The organism is Cellulosilyticum sp. WCF-2, assembly GCF_003990395.1.
In the GTDB taxonomy this organism is placed as follows: Bacteria; Bacillota; Clostridia; order Lachnospirales; family Cellulosilyticaceae; genus Cellulosilyticum; species Cellulosilyticum lentocellum.
In genome coordinates, this window is record NZ_CP034675.1 from 1,983,065 (window position 1) to 2,005,616 (window position 22,552).

Annotated in this window: 19 protein-coding genes; 14 read left to right on the forward strand and 5 right to left on the reverse strand. The window is 33.8% G+C overall.

Going from position 1 to position 22,552, the window contains the following annotated elements; translation table 11 throughout:
• Nucleotides 1–67 precede the first annotated feature (67 nt).
• On the reverse strand, nt 68–352 hold the full coding sequence (locus EKH84_RS08735; protein ID WP_127065975.1) for a hypothetical protein: 285 nt from the start codon (nt 350–352) through the stop codon (nt 68–70).
• Between the two features lie 273 nt (nt 353–625).
• On the opposite strand from EKH84_RS08735, the gene EKH84_RS08740 reads away from it, so the two are divergent.
• From EKH84_RS08740 to EKH84_RS08750, 3 genes are all read left to right on the forward strand, one after another.
• Complete coding sequence (locus EKH84_RS08740) at nt 626–1,666, forward strand: YheC/YheD family endospore coat-associated protein (RefSeq protein WP_127065976.1); 1,041 nt, start codon at nt 626–628, stop codon at nt 1,664–1,666.
• Nucleotides 1,667–1,960: 294 nt separating this feature from the next.
• The gene (locus tag EKH84_RS08745) at nt 1,961–3,193 is read left to right on the forward strand and encodes an ATP-grasp domain-containing protein (RefSeq protein WP_127065977.1); all 1,233 of its coding nucleotides are present in this window, start codon (nt 1,961–1,963) and stop codon (nt 3,191–3,193) included.
• Nucleotides 3,194–3,359: 166 nt separating this feature from the next.
• On the forward strand, nt 3,360–4,388 hold the full coding sequence (locus tag EKH84_RS08750; protein WP_127065978.1) for a YheC/YheD family endospore coat-associated protein: 1,029 nt from the start codon (nt 3,360–3,362) through the stop codon (nt 4,386–4,388).
• A 221-nt stretch (nt 4,389–4,609) separates the two neighbouring features.
• On the opposite strand, the gene uxaC is transcribed toward EKH84_RS08750, so the two are convergent.
• The gene (uxaC, locus tag EKH84_RS08755) at nt 4,610–6,016 is read right to left on the reverse strand and encodes a glucuronate isomerase (protein WP_127065979.1); all 1,407 of its coding nucleotides are present in this window, start codon (nt 6,014–6,016) and stop codon (nt 4,610–4,612) included.
• A 27-nt stretch (nt 6,017–6,043) separates the two neighbouring features.
• Nucleotides 6,044–7,039 carry a LacI family DNA-binding transcriptional regulator gene (locus EKH84_RS08760; protein WP_127065980.1) on the reverse strand — a complete coding sequence of 332 codons (996 nt, stop codon included), beginning with the start codon at nt 7,037–7,039 and terminating at the stop codon, nt 6,044–6,046.
• Nucleotides 7,040–7,215: 176 nt separating this feature from the next.
• Here EKH84_RS08760 and EKH84_RS08765 point away from each other — a divergent pair, with 176 nt between their 5' ends.
• The 5 genes from EKH84_RS08765 (at nt 7,216) to EKH84_RS08785 (ending at nt 12,906) form a co-directional block, all read left to right on the forward strand.
• Nucleotides 7,216–8,679 carry a tagaturonate reductase gene (locus EKH84_RS08765; RefSeq protein ID WP_127065981.1) on the forward strand — a complete coding sequence of 488 codons (1,464 nt, stop codon included), beginning with the start codon at nt 7,216–7,218 and terminating at the stop codon, nt 8,677–8,679.
• Between the two features lie 12 nt (nt 8,680–8,691).
• Nucleotides 8,692–10,128 carry a UxaA family hydrolase gene (locus EKH84_RS08770; protein WP_013656244.1) on the forward strand — a complete coding sequence of 479 codons (1,437 nt, stop codon included), beginning with the start codon at nt 8,692–8,694 and terminating at the stop codon, nt 10,126–10,128.
• Nucleotides 10,129–10,177: 49 nt separating this feature from the next.
• The gene (kduD, locus tag EKH84_RS08775; RefSeq protein WP_127065982.1) at nt 10,178–10,939 is read left to right on the forward strand and encodes a 2-dehydro-3-deoxy-D-gluconate 5-dehydrogenase KduD; all 762 of its coding nucleotides are present in this window, start codon (nt 10,178–10,180) and stop codon (nt 10,937–10,939) included.
• A 105-nt stretch (nt 10,940–11,044) separates the two neighbouring features.
• Nucleotides 11,045–11,875, forward strand: coding sequence for a 5-dehydro-4-deoxy-D-glucuronate isomerase (gene kduI, locus EKH84_RS08780; protein WP_127065983.1), 831 nt, complete (start codon nt 11,045–11,047; stop codon nt 11,873–11,875).
• A 209-nt stretch (nt 11,876–12,084) separates the two neighbouring features.
• Nucleotides 12,085–12,906: a sugar phosphate isomerase/epimerase family protein gene (locus tag EKH84_RS08785; protein ID WP_127065984.1), complete on the forward strand. Its 822-nt coding sequence runs from the start codon at nt 12,085–12,087 to the stop codon at nt 12,904–12,906.
• Between the two features lie 101 nt (nt 12,907–13,007).
• On the opposite strand, the gene EKH84_RS08790 is transcribed toward EKH84_RS08785, so the two are convergent.
• Entirely contained in the window at nt 13,008–13,976 is a 969-nt protein-coding gene (locus EKH84_RS08790; RefSeq protein WP_127065985.1) for a pectinesterase family protein, read from the reverse strand.
• 401 nt (nt 13,977–14,377) lie between these two features.
• Between EKH84_RS08790 and EKH84_RS08795 the strand changes: the two genes are divergently transcribed.
• The 5 genes from EKH84_RS08795 to EKH84_RS08815 all read left to right on the forward strand — a co-directional run bounded on the left by EKH84_RS08795 (nt 14,378) and on the right by EKH84_RS08815 (nt 20,779).
• Complete coding sequence (locus EKH84_RS08795; protein WP_127065986.1) at nt 14,378–15,757, forward strand: ABC transporter substrate-binding protein; 1,380 nt, start codon at nt 14,378–14,380, stop codon at nt 15,755–15,757.
• Between the two features lie 233 nt (nt 15,758–15,990).
• A complete protein-coding gene (locus EKH84_RS08800; protein ID WP_127065987.1) occupies nt 15,991–17,334 on the forward strand; it encodes an ABC transporter substrate-binding protein in 1,344 nt (447 codons plus the stop codon).
• Between the two features lie 54 nt (nt 17,335–17,388).
• Nucleotides 17,389–18,294, forward strand: a complete 906-nt coding sequence (locus EKH84_RS08805) for a carbohydrate ABC transporter permease (RefSeq protein WP_127065988.1) — start codon at nt 17,389–17,391, stop codon at nt 18,292–18,294.
• Nucleotides 18,295–18,349: 55 nt separating this feature from the next.
• Complete coding sequence (locus tag EKH84_RS08810; protein WP_127068026.1) at nt 18,350–19,213, forward strand: carbohydrate ABC transporter permease; 864 nt, start codon at nt 18,350–18,352, stop codon at nt 19,211–19,213.
• Between the two features lie 18 nt (nt 19,214–19,231).
• On the forward strand, nt 19,232–20,779 hold the full coding sequence (locus EKH84_RS08815; RefSeq protein ID WP_127065989.1) for a glycoside hydrolase family 28 protein: 1,548 nt from the start codon (nt 19,232–19,234) through the stop codon (nt 20,777–20,779).
• On the opposite strand, the gene EKH84_RS08820 is transcribed toward EKH84_RS08815, so the two are convergent.
• Nucleotides 20,764–21,660, reverse strand: coding sequence for an AraC family transcriptional regulator (locus tag EKH84_RS08820; protein ID WP_127065990.1), 897 nt, complete (start codon nt 21,658–21,660; stop codon nt 20,764–20,766). The two genes, EKH84_RS08815 and EKH84_RS08820, sit on opposite strands and share 16 nt — an antisense overlap.
• A gap of 276 nt (nt 21,661–21,936) precedes the next feature.
• Between EKH84_RS08820 and EKH84_RS08825 the strand changes: the two genes are divergently transcribed.
• Entirely contained in the window at nt 21,937–22,539 is a 603-nt protein-coding gene (locus tag EKH84_RS08825; protein WP_013656255.1) for a TerD family protein, read from the forward strand.
• Nucleotides 22,540–22,552 lie beyond the last annotated feature (13 nt).

The following is a 22,552-nucleotide window of genomic DNA, read 5'->3' on the forward strand; positions in this document are numbered from 1 at the left end:
AATATAAAAGAGCAAAAAACTAGGCCCTTTAAGCTATCTATAAAGATAGTTTAAAGGGTCTAGTTTTTTACAAAGCACCTTTTATATCTCGGTCTAATGTATCAATCATTTCAGCAACATCATATTCTAACGCAGTATGGCTGCCAAATTGATGAGCAAGGTTTTCCTCTATATAATGCTTTTTAGTAGCTAAAATATGTTTCTCTGCTTGATCAGGAGGATAGTTTTGCATGAGAGTTGAATAGTTTTGTTCATAATGTTTTTTGTAATCTTGACTATCTAGATAAATTTCTTGATCATGTTTTTGACCGTTAGCATCTAAGTAGGATACAGTAAAGTTAAATTGACTCATTATATTCACGCCTTTCATTGTTTTATTATGTTTATTATTCTACGAGGTCAAAATTTTATTCAAAGAACTTGGATTCAAATTTCTATAAGATATTTATTAATGTACTCGTTCTGTGTTAAATTACGAATGCATTTTCAGTTAGTAACAAGGTGATACAGTTTGATTACAATTTTAGGGTTTATTACAAAAAGCAACATATTTCTCTCACCGATTGTCTATAAAACGAATAATATATTACTATACATTAACAAATTAACGAAAGGAATGATCTGAGTGATATTGATTGGCTTTCTTCATCAACGTAAGAATCCTGAAGCAGTAAAAAAAGCCTTTGCATATGCAGCAGTTGCTAAAGCTGAAGGAGCTACATTACTTTATTTTTCACCTAAATGTGTAGACTTTGTAAATGAAAAAATAAATGGATATATTTACGAAGATGGAACATGGTTACAAACTGAAAGTCGCTTCCCAGATGTTATTTACAACACAGGATGCCCTGAAAAATTGAATCACTCAAAAGAAGTTATCAATAAACTCAAAGAGAAGATTCCCTTTACTTCCTATTCAGTTGGACGTAAAAAGAAGGTTTATGAGCGGCTAAAGAATGAAAAAGAATTTAGTGATTATCTTATTCCACAAGAAAATATGGAGTCTACTGAAATTTTCTTAGAATTTCTGGAATTTTATGAAAGGATAGTGTTTAAACCGGTAAATGGTCGAAAAGGACAAGAGATTATGTTTATAGAAACAAAAGGTAATGAGTATCATGTAATAGAGAATAAAGAAAGTTCAATATACGAATTGGATGAGCTTTGCCAAATAATTTCTACGAAGATTCATGAAAAAGCCTATATAGCCCAGCCCTATATTAATTGTAGAACTAAAGATAATGTCGTGTATGACATTCGATTACATGTTCAAAAAAATTATAATGACCAATGGCATATTACTTCGATTTATCCTCGTTTTGCACCCCATGGAACGATAGTCACTAATATCAATAGTAATGGTTCTACTAACTATCTTCTTCCTTTCTTAGAGCAAGAGTTTCCTGATTCATACTATGATATTAAATGTTATCTCGAACACTTTGCTCTTCAATTAGCAGAACACTTAGATTCCATTCAAGAAAAGTATTTTGGTGAATCGTTAGATGAACTTGGTATCGATGTAGCACTTGATGATAGGCAAAAAATTTGGATTTATGAAGTTAACTGGCTCCCAGGCTGTCCTCCTACCTTTTATTTAGAATTGGATGTTGTCAAGAATCTTATTCACTATGCTATATTCTTAGCTAAAAGAGGTAAATTATAATCATTGATTCTTGGAGAATTTTTATCTGTTCGTTAAAAATAGAGAGAATATAGGTATAAAGGGCTGGGGTAGAAAGACGTATTGATGTGTTGTAAATACACTTAATCATATTAAGCAAATTAACAGGATTCATCAGGGGGTAGTTTTAGAATATAGAATAGGAATAACTCAGCAGTACCCATAGATTCAACTAAATACCTCCAGTATTACAAATGTAGGACTGGCTTATGCTTGTAAATTTAAATGATTTAAGAGTATTTAGTAGATATAAATATGAAAAGGAGGCCTATTACAATGAAAACAGTTGTGTTTTTAGATTCTCAAAAATCAGGCTCTAGTCGTGAAGCAATTAAAGCAGCAGAACAATTAGGATATTATACAGTATTATTAACAAATAGAATTAAATTTATCAAAGAACGTAAATCCAATCCAGATATACATTTAATAAGATTGGTGGATTTAGCTAATATAGATGATATCAGGAAAGCACTCAAATTACTTCGTTTCAAATCATTAGACATTTGTGGAATTATTAGTTTTGTTGATCCTTATTGCCATCTTGCTAGTCAGTTGGCTACTGAGTTTGGAGTTAATCATTTTTCAACTGAAGCTATCAAAAATATGGAAGATAAAATTCTATCAAGAAAGGTCCTTGCTAATACCAGCTATTCTCCTCATTTTCTATGTATTGATAATCCTTCTTCAGTCTCGGATGATGAAATAGAAAGTATCTTACCAGCTATCATTAAATCTCCACTATCTTCAGGCTCAAAAGATGTTATTAAAGCTAATAACATCTTAGAATTTAAAGAGTTTAGTAAAAGTTTATTTGATAAATATCCAGATATTCCAGTGTTAGTTGAGGAATTTATTGATGGTCCTCAATATTTAACGGAATGTTTTATGATTGAAGGCAAACTGCATATTATTGCTATTATTGAACAAGAAATCACCTTTTTCAAACGTTTTATTATTACAGGCTATAATTTACTACTTCATCCTACCCATGATTTCTATGAAAGTCTTTATACTTCTATAGAAACTATTCTTCAGCTTCATGGCATGAAAAATGGTACCTGTCATTTAGAAATGCGTTATGTAAATAATAACTGGAAGGTTATAGAAATCAATCCTCGTATTTCTGGAGGTGCAATGAATAAATTACTAGACAGTGCTTTTGGTATTAATGTAGTGAAAGAAACCATAAAGTTTGCTATTGGTCAAGATCCAGATATTAGCTATAGGTTTAAAAAACATGTATTTGCCGATTATATCGTTTTATCTGAAAAAGGAATTTTAGAAAAAGTCATAGGTAGAAATAGAGCGACTAGGTGTCCTGGAGTGCAGCATGTTTATATTAGAGCAAAAAAAGGTATGACAGTACAACCTCCTATGTCCATGGGTTATCGCTATGCCTATATTATTGCTACTGGCAGTACAGAAGAGGAAGCCAGAGTAAATGCAAAATATGCGACCTCCAAAATACAGTTTATTCTTTATCCCCCGCAAAAAAAGGATTTAATATGATTTCATTAAAAAATCTTCAATGGTTATCCACAAAACTGATAAGGCAGCCTTTTTACTAGTTTTGTGGGTAAATTTGTTGAAAGTGAATATCACGGAATGGTTGTCTGGCATATGATGGGACTAGAAGCTTATTATTTTAGTTTTTATATGTAAAGGAGAGAGGATAATGGTTTTAATAGGATATTTGTATGTGAGAAGGCACCCTAGAAAGTTATTAAGAGCATATCACTATGCTTGTGCTGCTAAGGAATTGGGAGCAGATTTTATGTATTTCACACTTAATGATGTTAATTATGAAAAAAGGCAAATTCATGGTTATATACTTGTTGATGGAAAATGGAAAAGAGCAAATAGACCATTTCCAAATGTTATGATTAATGCTTACGTTCCTAAGAGACATCACAGCTTAAGAGCATTATACGAGCTGTTAAGACTAGAAATACCTCATACTACTTTTTGGGTAGGAGATAAAATGATGATTAACAATCAATTAAAAAAAGGGGGATTATTCGAGAAATATATTATCCCATCTAAAAAAATAGCTTCTGTTAAAGATGTATTTCATTTTCTTGAGCAATATCCAAAAGTTGTTATTAAACCTTTAAATAGCCGTCAAGGCAAAAATGTATATTATATTGAAAAAACAACTAATAGTTACATTATAGAAATAGATAATAAAAAGCGAAGGTATGATTATGAGCAAATATCACAAATTATTTCTGAGAAACTTAAAGAAAAACAGTACTTAGTTCAGCCGTATATCAACTCTAAAACACGTGATGGACGATCATTTGATCTTAGAATACATCTCATAAAAAATGGAGATAACAAATGGGTTAATACTACCACTTATGCTAGGATTTCTTCTAGTGAAAGTATTATTTCCAATATTCATCATGGTGGAAAGCGAGTTCCTCTTGATACGTTCTTACAACAAGAATTTCCGCAAGATGTTGAAGAATTGACAAAGAAACTTAAAACCTTTGGTCTAGAACTTGCAGCACATTTTGAAAAACAGGCCCATAAAGAATTTGATCAACTAGGAATTGATGTGGGTATTGATGAACAAAAACGGTTTTGGCTTTATGAAATTAATGGAAGGCCTGGTTATCCACCCAGTTTATTTGGAAAGGTTGGTATGGAGAAAAACCTTATTAGCTATGCTATTCATTTAGCTAATAAAAAAGATAATTGAAATAAAGAATGTCATTCAAATGTTGTAACTGTTTAAAGGGTGATATAGACAATCTAATGATTCAACATTAACGATTATTATTTGTATGAGAAATAAGCGATAGAATGCATTAGGAATTTTTTTGTACACGTGACATAGATACTCCAAGTTTCAACCAACAAAAAAGCGTTGCATTTTCGCAACACTTTTTTTGTTGGTTGAAACTTGGAGTTTACTAGCTCTTAAGCATTAAAACCAAAGTATTTATTTGTATTGTTAAATGAAATATCTTGAACCATTTCTTTAAGGACTTTCATATCAGCTGGATATTCTCCGTTTTCAACCCATGTACCAATTAAGTTACAAAGGATACGTCTGAAGTAATCGTGTCTTGTATAAGATAAGAAGCTTCTTGAGTCTGTAAGCATACCAACGAAGTTACCAAGTACTGAAAGGTTAGCAAGGCTTGTCATTTGATCAATCATACCTTGTTTTGTATCATTGAACCACCAAGCAGAACCTTGTTGAATTTTACCAGCTACTTCTGAGCCTTGGAAACAACCAAGAATAGTACCAATAGAAGCATTGTCATTAGGATTTAATGAGTAAATGATTGTTTTTGGTAATTTATTTTGAATTTGTAAGGCATTCAGGAAAGCAGCTGTTCCTTCAGCACAGTTACGAGTATTGATGCAATCAAAGCCTGTATCTGGGCCAAGTTTAGCAAACATAGCTTTGTTATTATCACGAATAGCACCGTAGTGAAGTTGCATTACCCAACCGCGTTTTTCATAAGCTTCGCCTAAGAAAAGTAAAAGTGCTGTTTTGTATTTTTCCATTTCATCATATGTAACTTTTTCGCCAGCTAAAGCTTTTTTGAGAATAGCATCTACTTCATCGTAAGAAGCAGAGTTATAAACTACATAATCAAGACCGTGGTCAGAAGCGCGGCAACCCATTTTGTGGAAGAAATCTAAACGTACATTTAATGCAACAAATAAACTTTCTAGATTTGTAATCGCAATTTCACTTACTTCTGCAAGGTGGCGAATATAAGATACAAAAGTATCCTTTTCAATATTAACAGCTTTATCTGGTCTCCAAGCTGGAAGGACTTTAACTTTGCAAGTAGAATCTGCTGCAATTTGTTTGTGGTATTCGAGGGAATCAACAGGATCATCAGTTGTACAGATGAGTTTAACGTCAGAAGCAGCGATAATATCTCTTACGTTCATTGAACCAGATTGAAGTTTTTCGTTGCAAAGATTCCAAACTTCTTCAGCAGTATCACCATTTAATACACCTTCATAACCGAAGTATTTACGAAGTTCAAGGTGTGTCCAATGATAAAGAGGATTCCCAATAGCTTTTGGAAGTGTTTCAGCCCATTTTTGGAACTTTTCTCTATCTGATGCATCGCCAGTAATATATTTTTCATCTACACCATTTGAACGCATAGCTCTCCATTTATAGTGATCTCCACCAAGCCATACTTCAGTGATGTTTTTGAAGCTTCTGTTTTCAGCGATTTCTTGAGGATTGATATGACAGTGGTAATCGATAATAGGCATTGAAGCAGCAGCCTCATGATAAAGTGTTTTTGCTGTTTCATTAGAAAGTAAAAAATCTTTGTCCATAAAGTTTTTCATGAATAGGTCTCCTTTAACAATTGGGTTTTATAATTTAAAAGTATCTCTTTCAACTAATTTAGCGGAAAGAGTCATTTTATTCGTAACAGTTTTTCCATCAAAGACATCAGTAAGTACATTAACTGCGGTATTGCATAGGGTTTCTACCATGTTATCTACGCTGCTTAATTTAGGCATAGAGCACTCGCAAAGTAAGGAGTTATTAAAACCAATAACAGGTATATCTTCTGGAATATGAAGACCTTTCTTTTGTAAGGCATGCATAGCACCTATGGCTAATTGGTCTTCTGAAGCAATGATAGCTGAGAAATGGATGTCTGCATCTAATAGCTCTATAACAGTGGCTTCAATTTGGGACATATCTTTATCTACCTTTGCAATAAGCTTAGGATTTACACCAAAACCACAGTGCTTAAGAGCATCCTTAAAGCCGTTTAGCTTTTGAAGTCCGCTATAACTTTCTACGTCATAAAGGTAGAGAATATCATGGCACCCTTTTTTGTTTAGGTGAATGACTTGATCATACATAGCTTGATATTCATCACAGGTCACGCAATAAGTATTAGGTACATCAATAAGACCATTAATAATAACAGTAGGTACCTTGGCAGCAGCTTTTTCAATATGAGAGTTGTCGGTTTCTTCTTTGAAAATAGAACCAATTAAAATAAGGGCATCTACACGTTTTGCTAAAAGTAAATCAATGTATTTTTGTTTATCTTCTAAGTTTTTGCCAGTAGAACAAAGAAGGGAATCATAACCATATTGTCTTAGTGCGTTTTCAATGACAGAAACTGCTTTTGCATAGAAGATATCAGCTACATCAGTGCAAAGCACACCTATCATTTTCATTGTATTAAGTCCCAAGCCTCTGGCGAAGACGTTAGGTGTATAACCTGCTTCCTCAATAACACCTAATACCTTAGCTTTCGTTTTTGTGCTTACATTAGGACTACCATTAAGCACTCTTGAAACAGTGGCAATGGATACACCAGCACGTTCGGCAATATCATAAATATTCAAAATTTCATCACTCCTTTGCTTTCTGTAAGTGCTTTCAAAAATATTATAGTTTCTCTAAAAATCAAAGTCAATGTCTAATAAATAAATTATTAATTAATTGTTGACTTTTAAGGAATTTATTATTACAATCAAAAATGTAAGAGCTTACAAAATGGCTTACAAAACGGAGGTATAAAATGAAAAAAGTAAATGAAGGCATTGTTAAAAAAGAACGTCCTCTTAAAGTACTTCAATTTGGTGAAGGTAATTTCTTAAGAGCATTCGTAGAACAAATGATAGATGTAGCTAATGAAAAAGGTTGTTTCGATGGCTCAGTTGCCCTTGTAAAACCTATTACATTTGGTAACTTAGAACGTTTCAAAGCACAAGATAATGTTTACACAGTTATTCTTAGAGGAAAAGCTAATGGTGAAACAGTTAATGAGAAAAGAATTATCACTTGCGTAAGCCAGAGTGTAGCAGCTAATGAAGATTATGCAGCATACGAAGCGTTATCAAAAGTAGAAACACTTGAATTTATCGTATCTAATACAACTGAAGCAGGTATTGTATATGACGAGAGTGACGAATTTGAATTAACACCTCCTAATACATATCCAGGTAAGCTCACTAAGTTTCTCTTTGATCGCTACAAACACTTTAATGGAGATCTTTCAAAAGGATTAAAAATTCTTCCAGTAGAGCTTATTGAGAAAAACGGAGAAAAATTAAAAGAATGTATTTTAAACTATATTGCACTTTGGAATCTTGGTGAAGCGTTTGCCACTTGGGTAAAAGAAGCCAATATTTTCTGTAACACTTTGGTAGACCGTATTGTAACAGGCTATCCAAGAGAAGAAGCAGCAGTACTTTGCGAAGAACTTGGTTATCAAGATGATTTATTAGACGTAGCAGAGCCATTTGGTCTTTGGGTTATTGAAAGTGATAAAGACATTTCAGAAAGCTTTGCACTAGATAAAGCAGGCTGCAATGTCGTATTTACAAATAACTTAAAACCATATAGAGATCGTAAAGTTCGTATCTTAAATGGTGGTCATACAGGCACCGTACTTGCAGGTTATCTTGCAGGTGAAAATATTGTAAGAGGTTGTATGGAAGATAAAACCATTCGTACTTATATGGAGCATTTATTATTTGATGAAATTGTTCCAACAGTAGATCTTCCACATGACGAAGTAGTAGATTTTACAAACTCAGTTATTGAGCGTTTTGAAAATCCATTTATCGATCACAGTGTACTAGCTATTTCACTTAATTCGGTATCAAAATGGAAAGCTAGAAACCTTGTAAGCTTCCATGATCATTACGAAGCTAAAGGTAGCATTCCTAAATATTTAACATTCTCATTTGCTGCACTTATGGCATTCTACAATTCAAATAAACTTGTAGATGGTGCTTTAATTGGTAAACGTGGTGAAGAAGAATATCGTATCATGGACGATGCTGATGTACTTGAATTCTTTGCTAGCCGTGTTGGCAAATTAGAAACAGCACAGCTTGTAAAAGAATTTACTTCCCATACAAAATTCTGGGGTAAAGATTTAGGTGAGTATAAAAACTTCAATGATACAGTTACAGCTCACTTAGAAAGAATTGCAGCAGTGGGTATGAGAAAAGCACTCGAAGAGTTAATAGGATAGGAGAATAAACCTATGTTAGATTTTATTAAAATTAATGAAAAAGATAATGTGATGGTAGCTCTTAAAGAAGCGGAAGGTATTCCAGCTGGTCATAAAAAAGCCATTGTACCTATCAAAAAAGGTGAAGCAATTATTAAATATGGTAATCCAATTGGTATAGCAACAGCTGATATTAGTGAGGGGGAATGGGTACATACCCATAACCTAAAAACTGGTCTTGGTGATTTACTTGAATATACCTATGAGCCTGAAGTTAAATTATTAGAAGCTCATGCACCAGCTACATTCAAAGGTTATAAAAGACCAAATGGTAAAGTGGGAATTCGTAATGAAGTATGGATTATTCCAACAGTTGGCTGTGTGAATGATATTGCTAAAATGATTGAAAAAAAGGCACAAAGTTTAATTAAAGAAAATATTGATGGTATTTATACTTTCACACACCCTTATGGATGTTCACAGTTAGGTGATGACCTTTTAAATACACAAAAAGCATTAGCTGGTTTAATTAATCATCCTAATGCTGGGGCGGTACTAGTACTCGGGCTTGGTTGTGAAAACAACACCATAGACGGCCTCAAAGCAGTAATTGGTGACTACGATGAGAAACGTGTTAAATTTGTTGTTTCTCAAGAGCATGAAGATGAAGTAGCAGTAGCACTAGAAGTCCTTGGTGAACTTGTAAATTATGCCTCTGGATTTACTAGAGAAGATGTACCTGCTTCAGAGCTTGTTATCGGATTAAAATGTGGTGGGTCAGATGGATTCTCTGGCATCACAGCTAATCCATTAGTAGGCGCTGTATCTGATAAATTAATCAGCGAGGGTGGCACTACCATTCTTACTGAAGTACCTGAAATGTTTGGGGCTGAAACGCTTCTTATGAAACGTTGTGTTAATGAAGAAGTGTTTGACAAAACTGTTTCACTCATTAACAATTTCAAAAATTACTTTATTAAACATGATCAAGTGGTTTATGAAAATCCATCTCCAGGTAATAAAAAAGGTGGTATTTCAACACTTGAAGATAAGTCTTTAGGATGTACCCAAAAAGGTGGAAGTGCACCGGTAGAGGATGTTCTTACTTATGGTCAGCCGGTTGTTACTAAGGGACTTAATCTACTTCAAGCTCCTGGTAATGACCTGGTTGCATCAACAGCCCTTGCTGTTTCAGGTGCTCATATTGTTCTTTTTACAACAGGTAGAGGGACACCATTTGGATCACCAGTACCAACTGTGAAAATTTCAAGTAATAATGAATTATATGCTAAGAAGAAAAACTGGATTGACTTTAATGCAGGTCAGCTTTTACTTGGCAGAACAATGGAAGAGGTTTCAACAGAATTTTATGCCTATATTTTAGCATTAGCGTCTGGAGAAATTCAGTGTAAGACAGAAGAAAATGGTATTCGTGATTTAGCTATCTTCAAAGATGGTGTTACATTATAAAGTAAGCTTTTATTATAAAAAATAAATACATATTTAGGAGGTAAGTCAAATGATTTTAGATCAATTTAGCTTAGCAGGAAAAGTAGCAATCGTAACAGGTGCATCAACAGGTTTAGGTCAAGGAATATCTCTTGCATATGCAGAAGCAGGTGCAAAAGTAGTAGGTGTTGACTATGTAGAAATGCCAGAAACACAAAAAGCTATTGAAGAAAAAGGTGGAGAATTTGTAGGTGTTGTTGCTAACTTAATGTCAACAGATCCAATCGAAGGTATTATTAATACTGCAGTAGAAAAATTCGGTAAAGTAGATATCTTAGTCAATAATGCTGGTATTATTAGAAGAGAAGACTGCATCGATTTCTCTGAGAAAAACTGGGATGATGTTATTAACATTAACTTAAAAACGGTATTCTTCTTCTCACAAGCAGTAGCTAGAAAATTCATTGAACAAGGTAATGGCGGTAAAATCATTAACATCGCATCTATGCTTTCATTCCAAGGCGGTATTCGTGTACCATCTTACACAGCTTCTAAATCAGCTGTAATGGGTATTACAAGAGCTATGGCAAATGAGTTTGCTGTGCACAACATTAATGTAAATGCTATTGCACCAGGCTATATGGCTACAAACAATACAGCGGCTCTTAGAGCAGACCAAGATAGAAGTGAAGCAATCTTAGATCGTATTCCTGCAGGACGTTGGGGAACACCAGCAGATATGCAAGGTCCAGCAGTATTTTTAGCATCAGAAGCATCAAACTACGTAAATGGCTACACAGTAGCAGTTGATGGTGGTTGGTTAGCTAGATAATCTATGTAAGTTTTAAGAATGAAGAAGTTATTTGTTAATAATAAATAAGTGTCCTCATCTTAGATGAGGACGCTATAGTTGATGAGAAGGAAAGGAAGGTTTAACATGGAAGTAAGATATAGTATTAGTCCTAATGAAGCAAAAAGAATGACTACAGAGGAAATGAGAGAAAATTTCCTCATTGAAAACTTATTCATGCCAGGAGAACTTAAATTCCTTTATAGTCATGTAGATCGTATTATTGTAGGTGCAGCTGTTCCTACAAATAAAGCCCTTGTTATCGAAGGTTCAAAAGAACTTGGTAGCGATTATTTCTTAGAAAGAAGAGAAATGGGTGTTATCAATATTGGTGGTAAAGGTATTATTGTAGTAGATGGCAATCGTATTGAAATGGATTATAAGGATGGTCTTTATATTGGGAAAGAAACAAAAGAAGTTTCTTTTGAAAGTGTAGATGGCAATAAACCTGCTAGATTCTACATCAACAGCGCACCAGCACATGCAGTATATCCATTACACAAAATTGGTTATGAAGATGCTAATAAGAGATATTTAGGTACGCCAGAAGAAGCGAACGTAAGAACGCTTAATCAATATATTCATCCAGCAGTATGTAAGAGCTGTCAACTTTCAATGGGTCTTACAGAACTTCAAAGTGGTAGTTTATGGAATACTATGCCATCACATACACATGAAAGAAGAATGGAAGTTTACTTATACTTCAATATGGAAGAAAATGATATCGTATTCCATATGATGGGACAGCCACAAGAAACAAGACATCTCGTTATGCACAACGAAGATGCGGTTATTTCGCCAAGCTGGAGCATCCATAGTGGTGTAGGTACAAAAGCATATAGTTTTATTTGGGGAATGGTTGGTGAAAATCAAAACTTTGATGACATGGACCACATCCAAACTAAAGATTTAAGATAAGATTAGTTCACTCGTTTATTTTTGTAGAAATCATTTTTGTTATATTTTATAAAACGGATAGGAAATGCCATGGCCTAAGCATAGCTTAAAAGTGGCTAAAAATAAATTAACATATTATACTCAAAAATTACCCTCAAAAAAAGCATTACTTAATCCTGAAATAAAGTAATGCTTTTTTATTAATGAAATATAAAAGGATGGATGCATAGATGAATATAGGTTTGAGAGCACATGACTATGGTAAGAAACCATTAGAAGAACTTTTTAAAAGAATAAGTGATGATGGTTTTCATGAGATTCAATTAGCTATTCCAAAAGCAATTGAAGGCGTTAATAGTTTAGAGGATGTAGATGAAAGTTTATTAAAAGATATTAAATTAGCTATGGAAAAATATGATATAGCTATTCCTGTATTTGGTTGTTATGTAGAATTGGGTCATTTAGATTCTATAGAAAGGCAGAAACATGTAGAACGTTTCCTACTAGGCATGGATTTTGCAAAATATTTAGGTGCAAGGTGTATAGGTTCAGAAACAACTCACTTTAGCATGGATAGTACAGATGAGGAAAGAAGAATTGCTTTTGAAGGACTTGTAGATTCTGTTGAGCAGATTGTAAAAAAAGGAGAAGAAATAGGGCTTGATGTAGCTATTGAGCCAGTTGCACTTCATACTTTAAATACACCAGAACTGACAAAAGAGTTATTAGAAAGAATTCCTTCAGAACGTCTAAAAATCATATTCGATCCTGTTAACCTTTTAACAGCAAAAAATATAGGGGAACAAGAAAAATTGTGGAATCGTGCATTTGACTGCTTTGGTGATAAAATAGCCGCGCTTCATATGAAAGGAACACGCTTAAATGAAACAGGCGAACTAGAAAAAACGAATCTTCAAGATAATGCAGCGAATTTTAAGCGTATCATTGATTGGGTAAAAACGAATAAACCTGAAACAACTGTGTTAAGAGAAGAAATTAAACCAATAGAAGCGAAAATAGATAGAGCTTTTATGGCCGAACTTATTAAATAATTTAGAAAGTAAAGCAATAGAGTGAGACAAATTTTTTTTATGATTTATAAAAAAAAGTTTGTCCCACTCTATTGTTTTAGTAAATTTTGACTTTGTTAAAATTAACTCCAAGGAGTCCAATTATCACTGCCATTTAGTACATTTTGACGAGAGTAATGTTTAGCCTCTATGTCACTTAATAAATGAGACCAATTAACACGTTCTGTAGGAGTATATCCTGGGCCTTTGTTGTTATATTCACCAAAGAAGTTTACTTTCTCACTGTCAGGCTTATCCCAGTTATGCCAACCTGCAGGGATAATATGAGCTCCTAAATCACAATTAATAAATACGCTTTTGGCAAAATGCCTCCAAGGTCGTCCTAGATAAACGGTGTGTTTTGGACAATGACTAGTAATCTTACAATCTTCAAAGACATAACCATAAGCTTGGCCTTCAGGTGTGGAAGGAGCAGTAATATAGCCGTTTACTTTTTTGCCTATATCATTAGAAAAAATGGTACAGCTATAAAAGAAAGCGGTAGCAGAGCCGAAGATAAAATCGATATCTCCTTGGATGTAACAGTTTTCATAGTATTGTCTACCATTAATGAGAGGTGCATTTTCACGGGGACCTCTAAATGAACCAGGTACAATAGGCTTGGGTGGTAATGGGCCTGTAAAGAGGGTATCTTGATAGCCTATAAAGCGGCAATTTTTAAAACACACACGATCGCCATCCACATAAGCAGCAATAGCTTGTCCTACTTTGTCACCTATGCCACTACTATTTTCAATACAAAGATTTTCTGCATGAAAATTAGATGTACCTACAAACATGGTATAGGAGTTGAAGGTACCATAGCTTTCGCCAGTAGGAAAAAGCTTATAGGCATAATCATCATAAGTAATAATTGTTTTATCAGCACTTTCGCCAATAAGTCTAATGTAAGGAGAAGTAATGTGAATTTTTTCCTTGTAAACGCCATTTTTGACGTATATTGTACACCAAGTTGTATTAGAGCTTGGAATACTATCAATAGCAGCTTGCACTGAATCAAAATCTCCTTGGTTATTCTTTGCTACAATCATGTTTACACATCCTTGTCATCATAGTATTTAACAATAGGATTATAGCATAGAAGGAAGTTAGTTGTTTAAAATCACCATAAAAATCATACTTTGAGAACAAGATATGTAAAAAACATGCCAAAGAGAACAATATTATGTATGGTTATTTATTTAATAAGATATATAATTTTAAATATATAATAATTATATAATTAACAAAAAAAGTTAGATAAGACATCAAGAAACTAGAGTGAAGATCAGAATGAGTTAACTAGAAAAAGACTTAAGTTTATATGTCAGCTCCAAAGCTACTTACTTAAGGTACGTACTTTGAATACATAAATAAGCATGTGTAGTAAAAGCTGAAATGAAAGGACACAAAACCTTTCACACTAATAATTCATTTTTTAGGAGGATTTAGTATGAAAAAAGCATTAGCAATGGCAATGTCAACTTGTTTATTAGCAACTTCACTAGTTGGTTGTGGTAGTAACGAGTCAAAACAACCAGAGGCATCAAGTACTCCAGCACCAAGCACAGAAGCAGCTGCAAGTCCAGAAGCATCTGCAGAAGCTGCAGACCCATCTGCAGTAAGTGGAACACTCAGATTTAACTGGTGGGGTGGCGATGACAGACACACAGCTACTCTTGAAGCAGTTAAAGCATTCGAAGCAAAATATCCAAACATCAAAGTAGAAAGTGAATACGGCGGTTGGGATGGCCATGCTGAAAAAATTACTACTCAAATGACAGGTGGTACAGCAGCAGACGTTCTTCAAGTTAACTATGACTGGTTAAGCAAATTCTCTCCAGATGGAACAGGTTTCTTAGATCTTGAATCTATGGGTTCTTACTTAGATCTTAGTACATTCTCAGAGGATGTATTAACATTTGGTAGAAGAAAAGGTATTTTAAATGCAATTCCTGTTTCTACAACAGGTAGAAGTATGTACTTCAACAAAACAACATTTGATAAAGTTGGAGCAGAACTTCCAAAAACTTGGGATGACCTTCTTGCGTTAGGTGAGAAATTCTCAGCTCAAGGTTTATATCCATATGACTTAGATACAGGTTCTGGTTTCCCAGGATGGTATAACTCAATTGTATATATGCAACAAAAAACAGGTCGTCTTTTCATTAATGAAGATGGCACACTTGGATTTACACAAGAAGATATCAAAGAAGGTCTTGATTTCTACAAATCTTTAGAAGATGCAAAAGTAATTAGAACACAAGAACAAAGATCAAATGAAGCTGGTACAACACCACTTTACCAAACACCATCTTGGTTAGATGGAAAAGTAGCTGGTGTTCTTGAATGGTCAAGTTCAATTGGTAAATTTGAATCTGCATTAGAAGAAAAAGGTCAAGAATTAGTTCTTGGTAATCTTTTAACACTTGATGGTGCACAATCAACAGGTTGGTTCATGAAACCTTCTTTATTATTTGCAATCAATAAAGATACAAAATCTCCAGAAGCAGCAGCAGTATTATTAAACTACATCTTAAATGATCCAGAAGCAGCAGTTATTCTTGGGACAACAAGAGGTATTCCAGCTTCTTCAGCAGCAAAAGAAGCATTACAAGCTGCAGGTGAGCTTGAAGGTCTTGCTTATGAAGGTACAAAACAAATCGAAGACTGTCAACCAATCATTATGAGCCCATACTTAGAAAACTCTATAATGAAAGAAATTTACAAAGAAGCTGTAGAAGCCGTTTCTTATGGAACAGCAACAACAGAGGAAGCAGCAGCTACAATGTATGAAGAATTAGTAGACACATTAGAGTCAATTGCTCAATAGTATTTACAATGCTCCCCTTTAGATTTATCTATAGGGGAGATATTCTTTAAATTGTTGATTGTAACTATAAAAATAGTCGATTGATAGCAATATATGTATTATAGTGTAGAAAAAGAACAAATTTTAGTATGGATTACTGTTAAAAAACGCTATATAATTTCAATATAGGTTATTAGCATTAGATGAAATGACTAGAACTTGACCGAAATGAATGACAACTAGGAGGATTTAAGATGAAAAGAACACTTGCAATGGTAATGTCAACATGTTTACTTGCAACTTCATTAGTTGGCTGTGGAAGTGATAATGCCAAAACAGAAGCACCAAAAACAGAAACACCAGTGGAAAAAGTAGATGTAACAGCTGATTCTGTTACACTTAGATTTAACTGGTGGGGCGGGGATGATCGTCACACAGCAACATTAGCCGCTATTGATGCTTTCAAAGCTAAATATCCCAATATTTCAATTGAAGCTGAATACGGTGGTTGGGATGGTCATGCTGAAAAAATCACTACACAGATGACAGGTGGTACAGCAGCAGATATTCTTCAAGTTAACTATGACTGGTTATTAAAATTCTCTCCAGATGGAACCGGTTTCTACAATCTTGAAAGTTTAGGTGATTATTTAGACCTTAGTACATTCAATGAAAATGTATTAGCATTTGGTAGAAGAAAAGGCGTTTTAAATGCTATTCCAGTTTCTACAACAGGAAGAAGTACATATTACAATAAAACAACTTTTGATAAAGTTGGTGTAGCTATTCCTAAAACATGGGATGAACTTTTAGCATCAGGTTCAGCATTTGCAGCGCAAGGCTTATATCCATTTGACCTTGATACAGGAGCAGGTTTCCCAGGGTGGTATATGAGTGTTGTCTATATGCAACAAAAAACAGGTCGTCTTTTCATTAATGAAGATGGCACACTTGGATTTACACAAGAAGATGTTAAAGAAGCGCTTGACTTCTATAAATCTTTAGAGGATGCAAAAGTAATTAGAACACAAGAAGAAAGATCAAACGAAGCTGGTACAACACCACTTTACCAAACACCATCTTGGTTAGATGGAAAAGTAGCAGGTGTACTTGAGTGGAGTAGTTCAATTGGTAAATATGAAAAAGCATTAGAAGAAAAAGGTCAAGAATTAGTTCTTGGTGATCTTTTAATGATGGATGATGCCAAGTCAACAGGTTGGTTTATGAAACCATCTTTATTATTTGCAATTAATAAAGATACAAAATATCCAGCTCATGCAGCAACATTCTTAAATTATTTATTAAATGACTCAGAAGCAGCACAAATTCTTGGGACAACAAGAGGTATACCAGCATCTTCAGCTGCTAAAGAAGCACTTGCATCAACTGGAGAACTTGATGGCGTTGCTTTTGAAGGAACAACTCAAATTGAAAACTGTGATCCAATTATCATGAGTATTTATATGGAAAACTCAGAAATGAAAGAAGCTTACAAAACAGCAGTTGAGCATGTATCTTATGGTACCAAATCAACTGAAGAAGCGGCAGCTGAAATGTTTGAAGAAATGACTGATATTTTAGATGCAATTGCACAATAGTAATAAAAAAATAGGGCAAGCTTAACTTGCCCAGTATAAAATGAGGGGGGACTTATGAAAAGTACTGCTAAAAAGAAGTTCAATAAGAAGAATTATATCGGACTTCTCTATATTATGCCTTGGCTTATTGGATTTTTAGTATTTACATTATATCCAATTATAGCATCTTTTTACTTAAGTTTTACAGATTACAATCTAATGGATGCACCAACATGGATAGGTTTTGATAACTTTACTAAGCTCTTTGGAAATAGACAATTCCTTAAAGCTTTAGGTGTAACAGCTAAATACGTGGTATTAGTAGTGCCACTTAAATTAGCATTCTCATTATTTGTTGCTTTTATTCTTAATATGAATATTAAAGGGATTAATTTCTTTAGAACAGCATACTACATTCCATCTATTTTAGGTTCAAACGTAGCGATTGCCATTCTTTGGAAATTCTTATTTGCAACAGATGGTCTTGTTAACCAAGTATTAGGTGTTGTAGGTGTAGACCCAATCAGTTGGTTCGGTCAAGCAACACCAGCACTATTTACAATTGTATTACTTCGTGTATGGGAATTCGGTTCAACCATGGTTATCTTCTTATCAGCACTTAAAGAAGTGCCAGGAGATCTTTATGAAGCAGCCGCTGTGGATGGTTCAGGTCCTTGGAGAAACTTCTTCCAGATTACTATACCAATGATTACACCAATCATCTTCTTTAACTTTATCATGCAGTTGGTAAGCGCCTTCCAGGAATTCAATGCACCATATTTAATTACATCAGGGGATCCACAAAAAGGAACATACCTCTTACCAATGCTTATCTATGATAATACCTTCAAACACTATAAGATGGGATATGCAAGTGCTATGTCATGGATTCTATTTATCATTGTAATGGCATTTACATTAATTACATTCAATAGTTCTAAGTACTGGGTATACTACAGTGATAATGGAGGTGAAGAATAAGATGACACAGCAACTTAGTCAAAATGCAGCAGTAGAACAGGGAAGAACGGCAGAAATGCAAAGACAAGCAAAACGAAAAAGAAAGAAAGCTATTAAAATGGCGTGTATGTATGCTATCTTAATTTTCGTAGCTATTATCATGGTGTATCCAATTATTTGGTTAATTGGTGCTTCATTTAAATCAAACGCAGAAATTTTTACTTCAATTGGATTTATTCCAAGTTCTTTTGACTTCCAACCTTATATTGATGGATGGAAAACAGGAACAGAATATACAATGGGACATTACTTCTTAAATACATTTAAGATTGTAATTCCAAAAGTAATATTCGTAGTTATTTCTTCATCATTAACAGCATATGGTTTTGCTAGATTTAATTTTCCATTAAAGAAATTATTCTTCTCATGTGTAATTGGTACAATGTTACTTCCAAATATTATCTTAAGAATTCCAAGTTACATGATGTGGAAATCATTCGGTTTACTTGACACATATGCACCATTAGTGCTTCCAGCATTATTTGCAACAGAATTATTCTTCGTATTTATGCTCATTCAGTTCTTTAGAGGTATTCCAAGAGATCTTGATGAAGCAGCTGAAATCGATGGATGTGGAAGCTTCCAAACCCTGATACAAATTTTATTACCAGTGCTTAAACCAGCACTTATCTCATGTGCGTTATTCACATTCATGTGGACAATGAATGACTTCATGGGTCCATTAATCTTCGTAACTTCAGTTAAAAAATATCCATTAACAATTGCTCTTAAAATGTCAATGGATGCGACAAGTGGTACCTTTGACTGGAATAAAGTTATTGCTATGTCACTTGTTGGTCTTGCTCCATCAATTATCGTATTCTTCTCAGCTCAAAAATACTTTATTGAAGGTATTGCAAGTAGTGGTATTAAAGGCTAAGAGGAGGAATGGTGTGCGATGTGGAATATAGCCAATGTAACTTCGACAAGTGTAACGATTGAAATAGAGAATGAGGCTTGTCACTTTGTAGACCAAGACTATTCATTAAGTATAAATGGTGAAGCTAAGGCGTCTCCTAAGACAAATATCTTTACAATTTATAACTTAACACCAGCGACCGAATATCACATTAGTTTATCAGCAAACGGAAAGGAGGTAGCCGATACAGTGGCTACCCTTTCTGATACTGCTATCTTAAACGTTAAGGATTTCGGTGCGGTAGGCGATGGTGTGACTATGGACACGGCAGCTATCCAAGCAGCTATTATGGCAGCACCAAAAGGTGCAAGAGTTGTAATACCAGCAGGAACGTATAAAATACTTCCACTTTTTCTTAAAAGTCATATGACGCTTGAGTTATTAGAAGGTGCTACTTTATTAGCTCATACAGATAGAAAGGATTATCCTATTTTACCTGGGGAAATGATACTTAAAGATGGTAGTATAGCTTATCTTGCTTCTTGGGAAGGAGATATGGCAGACTGTTACGCTAGCATTATTACAGGAATTGGTGTTCGTGATGTACGCATTATTGGACAAGGAACAATTGATGGTAATGGTCAAAATGCTGATTGGTGGGTTGATTGTAAGGTGAAAAGAGGAGCGTGGAGGCCACGTAGCCTTTACTTAGTTGATTGTGATGATGTTGTAGTAGAAGGAATCACGATCAAAAATTCACCTTCATGGACAGTTCATCCTGTTAGAAGTACAAAGCTTCGTTTTATCAATTTAACACTTAATAACCCAAAGGATTCACCTAATACAGATGGAATTGATCCAGAATCTTGTAATGGTGTAGAAATTATTGGTGTAAAATTCTCATTAGGGGACGATTGTATTGCTATTAAATCTGGTAAAATTAGTGTACCAGTAGATATGAGAAGACCTAGTGAAAATATTATTATCCGAAATTGTTTAATGGAATATGGACATGGTGGTGTAGTATTAGGCAGTGAAATGTCAGGCGGCATCAAACATGTATATGTAGAGCGTTGTTTCTTTAGAAACACAGACAGAGGACTGAGAATCAAAACAAGACGTGGTAGAGGAAATACTGCTGTTATTGATGAGATTTATATAAAAAATATCAAAATGGATGGGGTATTAACACCATTCACTCTTAATTGTTTCTATTTCTGTGATCCAGATGGAAAAACAGAGTATGTATGGAGCAAAGATAAGCTTCCAGTAGATGAACGTACACCTTATATAGGAACATTGAATTTCGAAAATATTTATTGTGAAAACTCAGAAGTATGTGCAGGCTTCATTTATGGACTTCCAGAGCAAACGATTAAAGAACTTAACTTTAAAAATGTGTTTATTGAGTTTAAAGAAGATGCAACTCCTGACTATCCAGAAATGCTTAGTTTTCAAGAAAAAATCGTGAAATCAGGCTTTATCATACGTAATGTAGATAAAATCAGACTTCACGATGTGGTGGTAAAAAATCATATTGGAGAAACCTTAAATCTTGATCAAGTAACAGACTACTTAGTAGAATAATATTTCTTATACTGCTGAGGAGAAAGACCTGTAACCAATTTAAAGGTTCGACTAAAATGAGAACTACTTGAAAAACCTACTAATTCTGCTATATCTGCAATCTTAGTAGAGGAACTTTCAAGTAGTTCTTTTGCGTTCCTAATTCTAAGGCTGTTAATATATTCTATAATGGAAAGGTTAGTAGATTTTTTGAAGATCTTACTTAAGTAAAAAGGACTAATATAAAATTGTTCGGCAATAGACGTAAGTGTTAGATCCTCTGTATAGTGAGCACTAATATACTTTATTATTTTATCTACTTTGTTATTAACAATTTGATGAGATTCATATTCTTTTTGCTGTAAAATCTCTAAGTATTCTTTAATCATAATAAGTAATTCGGATAACTGCAATTTAAGTAAGGTTTTTTTGTAGGCATTAGGTAAAGTTTCATCTTCAGCTGTTGCCTTAGCACCGAGTTCAATATCATCACTGCCTATCTCTACAAGTTTAAACAAGATATTTTCAATAATAAGCTTGTACTTAAAAGAAAGAGGTAATACGGTGAATTTAGTTTTAAAAATAGAAGTGAGATTCATCGCTTTTAATTCATCTGAGAAATCTTCAATAAAGCTACTACTAAAATTAATGACAATACGGCTATGAGGTACATCCCCCATATTAGCTGTTTTATGAACAGAGTCTGCATCAATGAGTACTAAGCTCCCAGCGTTGACTAGATAGATAGAGTCATCAATAAAGTATTTACGTGAGCCTTCTAATAGATAATAAATTTCATATTTTTTGTGCATATGAAAAAAGTCCATATTATATACATCTGTTTTTTTCGATTGATCAATGAAAAAATCATAGTGTGGAGCATAAACCGTTTTGCGTACCATAAGCACCCCCTTGATTCTACTAACTGATAATCGAATTATATCACTTTTAATAAAAAAATTCAATTTTATCGGTAAAAATTCATATTTAGCTAAAAAAAAAGATGAAAATAAATAAAAATATTAAAAAAAATATGAGCAGGTGAAACTTTTAATTAGAGAATTTGTTTATAAAAAATAATAATCTTATAAAATCTCTCTGTTATAGCGATAATAATATGATATAATAAAACAAATACCATCTTTAAAAGGTAAAAGGGAGAACTAGGAGGAAAGCGAATGGCAATTAATTTAGTAAAGGGACAAAAGATTGATTTAACAAAAGGAAATGCTGGCTTAAATAAAATTATGGTTGGTCTAGGTTGGGACCCTGTAAGCTCAGGAAAAGGTTTACTAGGTAGTTTGTTTGGAGGCGGTAATAAAGATATCGATTGTGATGCCTCTGCTATTATGTTAGGAGCAGGTGACAAATTACTTTCTAATAAAGACGTCATTTACTTTGGAAATCTAACACATGCATCTAAAAGTGTTAAGCATATGGGCGATAATTTAACAGGTGATGGTGCTGGTGATGATGAACAAATTTTTATTGAGTTAAATAGCATACCAGCACAAATTGAGAAAATTATTTTTGTTGTTAATATTTATGACTGTATTAATAGAAGACAGGATTTTGGGATGATTCAAAATGCATTTATTCGAATTGTTGACCATAATACTAATCAAGAACTTGTACGTTTTAATTTAACAGATAACTATAAAGGTAGTACAGCTTTAGTTGTAGGAGAAGTTTATAGACATGAAAGTGAATGGAAATTTGCTGCAGTAGGCAATGGTACTAATGATCCATCTCTTAAAAACATGGTAAGTCGTTATATTTAGTACGTTTCAACTA

Coding starts and splice junctions, on each gene's coding strand:
- EKH84_RS08735 (WP_127065975.1), bottom strand. CDS start 352: ATGAGTCAATTTAACTTTACTGTATCCTACTTAGATGCTAACGGTCAA.
- EKH84_RS08745 (WP_127065977.1), top strand. CDS start 1,961: ATGAAAACAGTTGTGTTTTTAGATTCTCAAAAATCAGGCTCTAGTCGT.
- EKH84_RS08750 (WP_127065978.1), top strand. CDS start 3,360: ATGGTTTTAATAGGATATTTGTATGTGAGAAGGCACCCTAGAAAGTTA.
- uxaC (WP_127065979.1), bottom strand. CDS start 6,016: ATGAAAAACTTTATGGACAAAGATTTTTTACTTTCTAATGAAACAGCA.
- EKH84_RS08765 (WP_127065981.1), top strand. CDS start 7,216: ATGAAAAAAGTAAATGAAGGCATTGTTAAAAAAGAACGTCCTCTTAAA.
- EKH84_RS08770 (WP_013656244.1), top strand. CDS start 8,692: ATGTTAGATTTTATTAAAATTAATGAAAAAGATAATGTGATGGTAGCT.
- kduD (WP_127065982.1), top strand. CDS start 10,178: ATGATTTTAGATCAATTTAGCTTAGCAGGAAAAGTAGCAATCGTAACA.
- kduI (WP_127065983.1), top strand. CDS start 11,045: ATGGAAGTAAGATATAGTATTAGTCCTAATGAAGCAAAAAGAATGACT.
- EKH84_RS08785 (WP_127065984.1), top strand. CDS start 12,085: ATGAATATAGGTTTGAGAGCACATGACTATGGTAAGAAACCATTAGAA.
- EKH84_RS08790 (WP_127065985.1), bottom strand. CDS start 13,976: ATGATTGTAGCAAAGAATAACCAAGGAGATTTTGATTCAGTGCAAGCT.
- EKH84_RS08795 (WP_127065986.1), top strand. CDS start 14,378: ATGAAAAAAGCATTAGCAATGGCAATGTCAACTTGTTTATTAGCAACT.
- EKH84_RS08800 (WP_127065987.1), top strand. CDS start 15,991: ATGAAAAGAACACTTGCAATGGTAATGTCAACATGTTTACTTGCAACT.
- EKH84_RS08805 (WP_127065988.1), top strand. CDS start 17,389: ATGAAAAGTACTGCTAAAAAGAAGTTCAATAAGAAGAATTATATCGGA.
- EKH84_RS08810 (WP_127068026.1), top strand. CDS start 18,350: ATGCAAAGACAAGCAAAACGAAAAAGAAAGAAAGCTATTAAAATGGCG.
- EKH84_RS08815 (WP_127065989.1), top strand. CDS start 19,232: ATGTGGAATATAGCCAATGTAACTTCGACAAGTGTAACGATTGAAATA.
- EKH84_RS08820 (WP_127065990.1), bottom strand. CDS start 21,660: ATGGTACGCAAAACGGTTTATGCTCCACACTATGATTTTTTCATTGAT.
- EKH84_RS08825 (WP_013656255.1), top strand. CDS start 21,937: ATGGCAATTAATTTAGTAAAGGGACAAAAGATTGATTTAACAAAAGGA.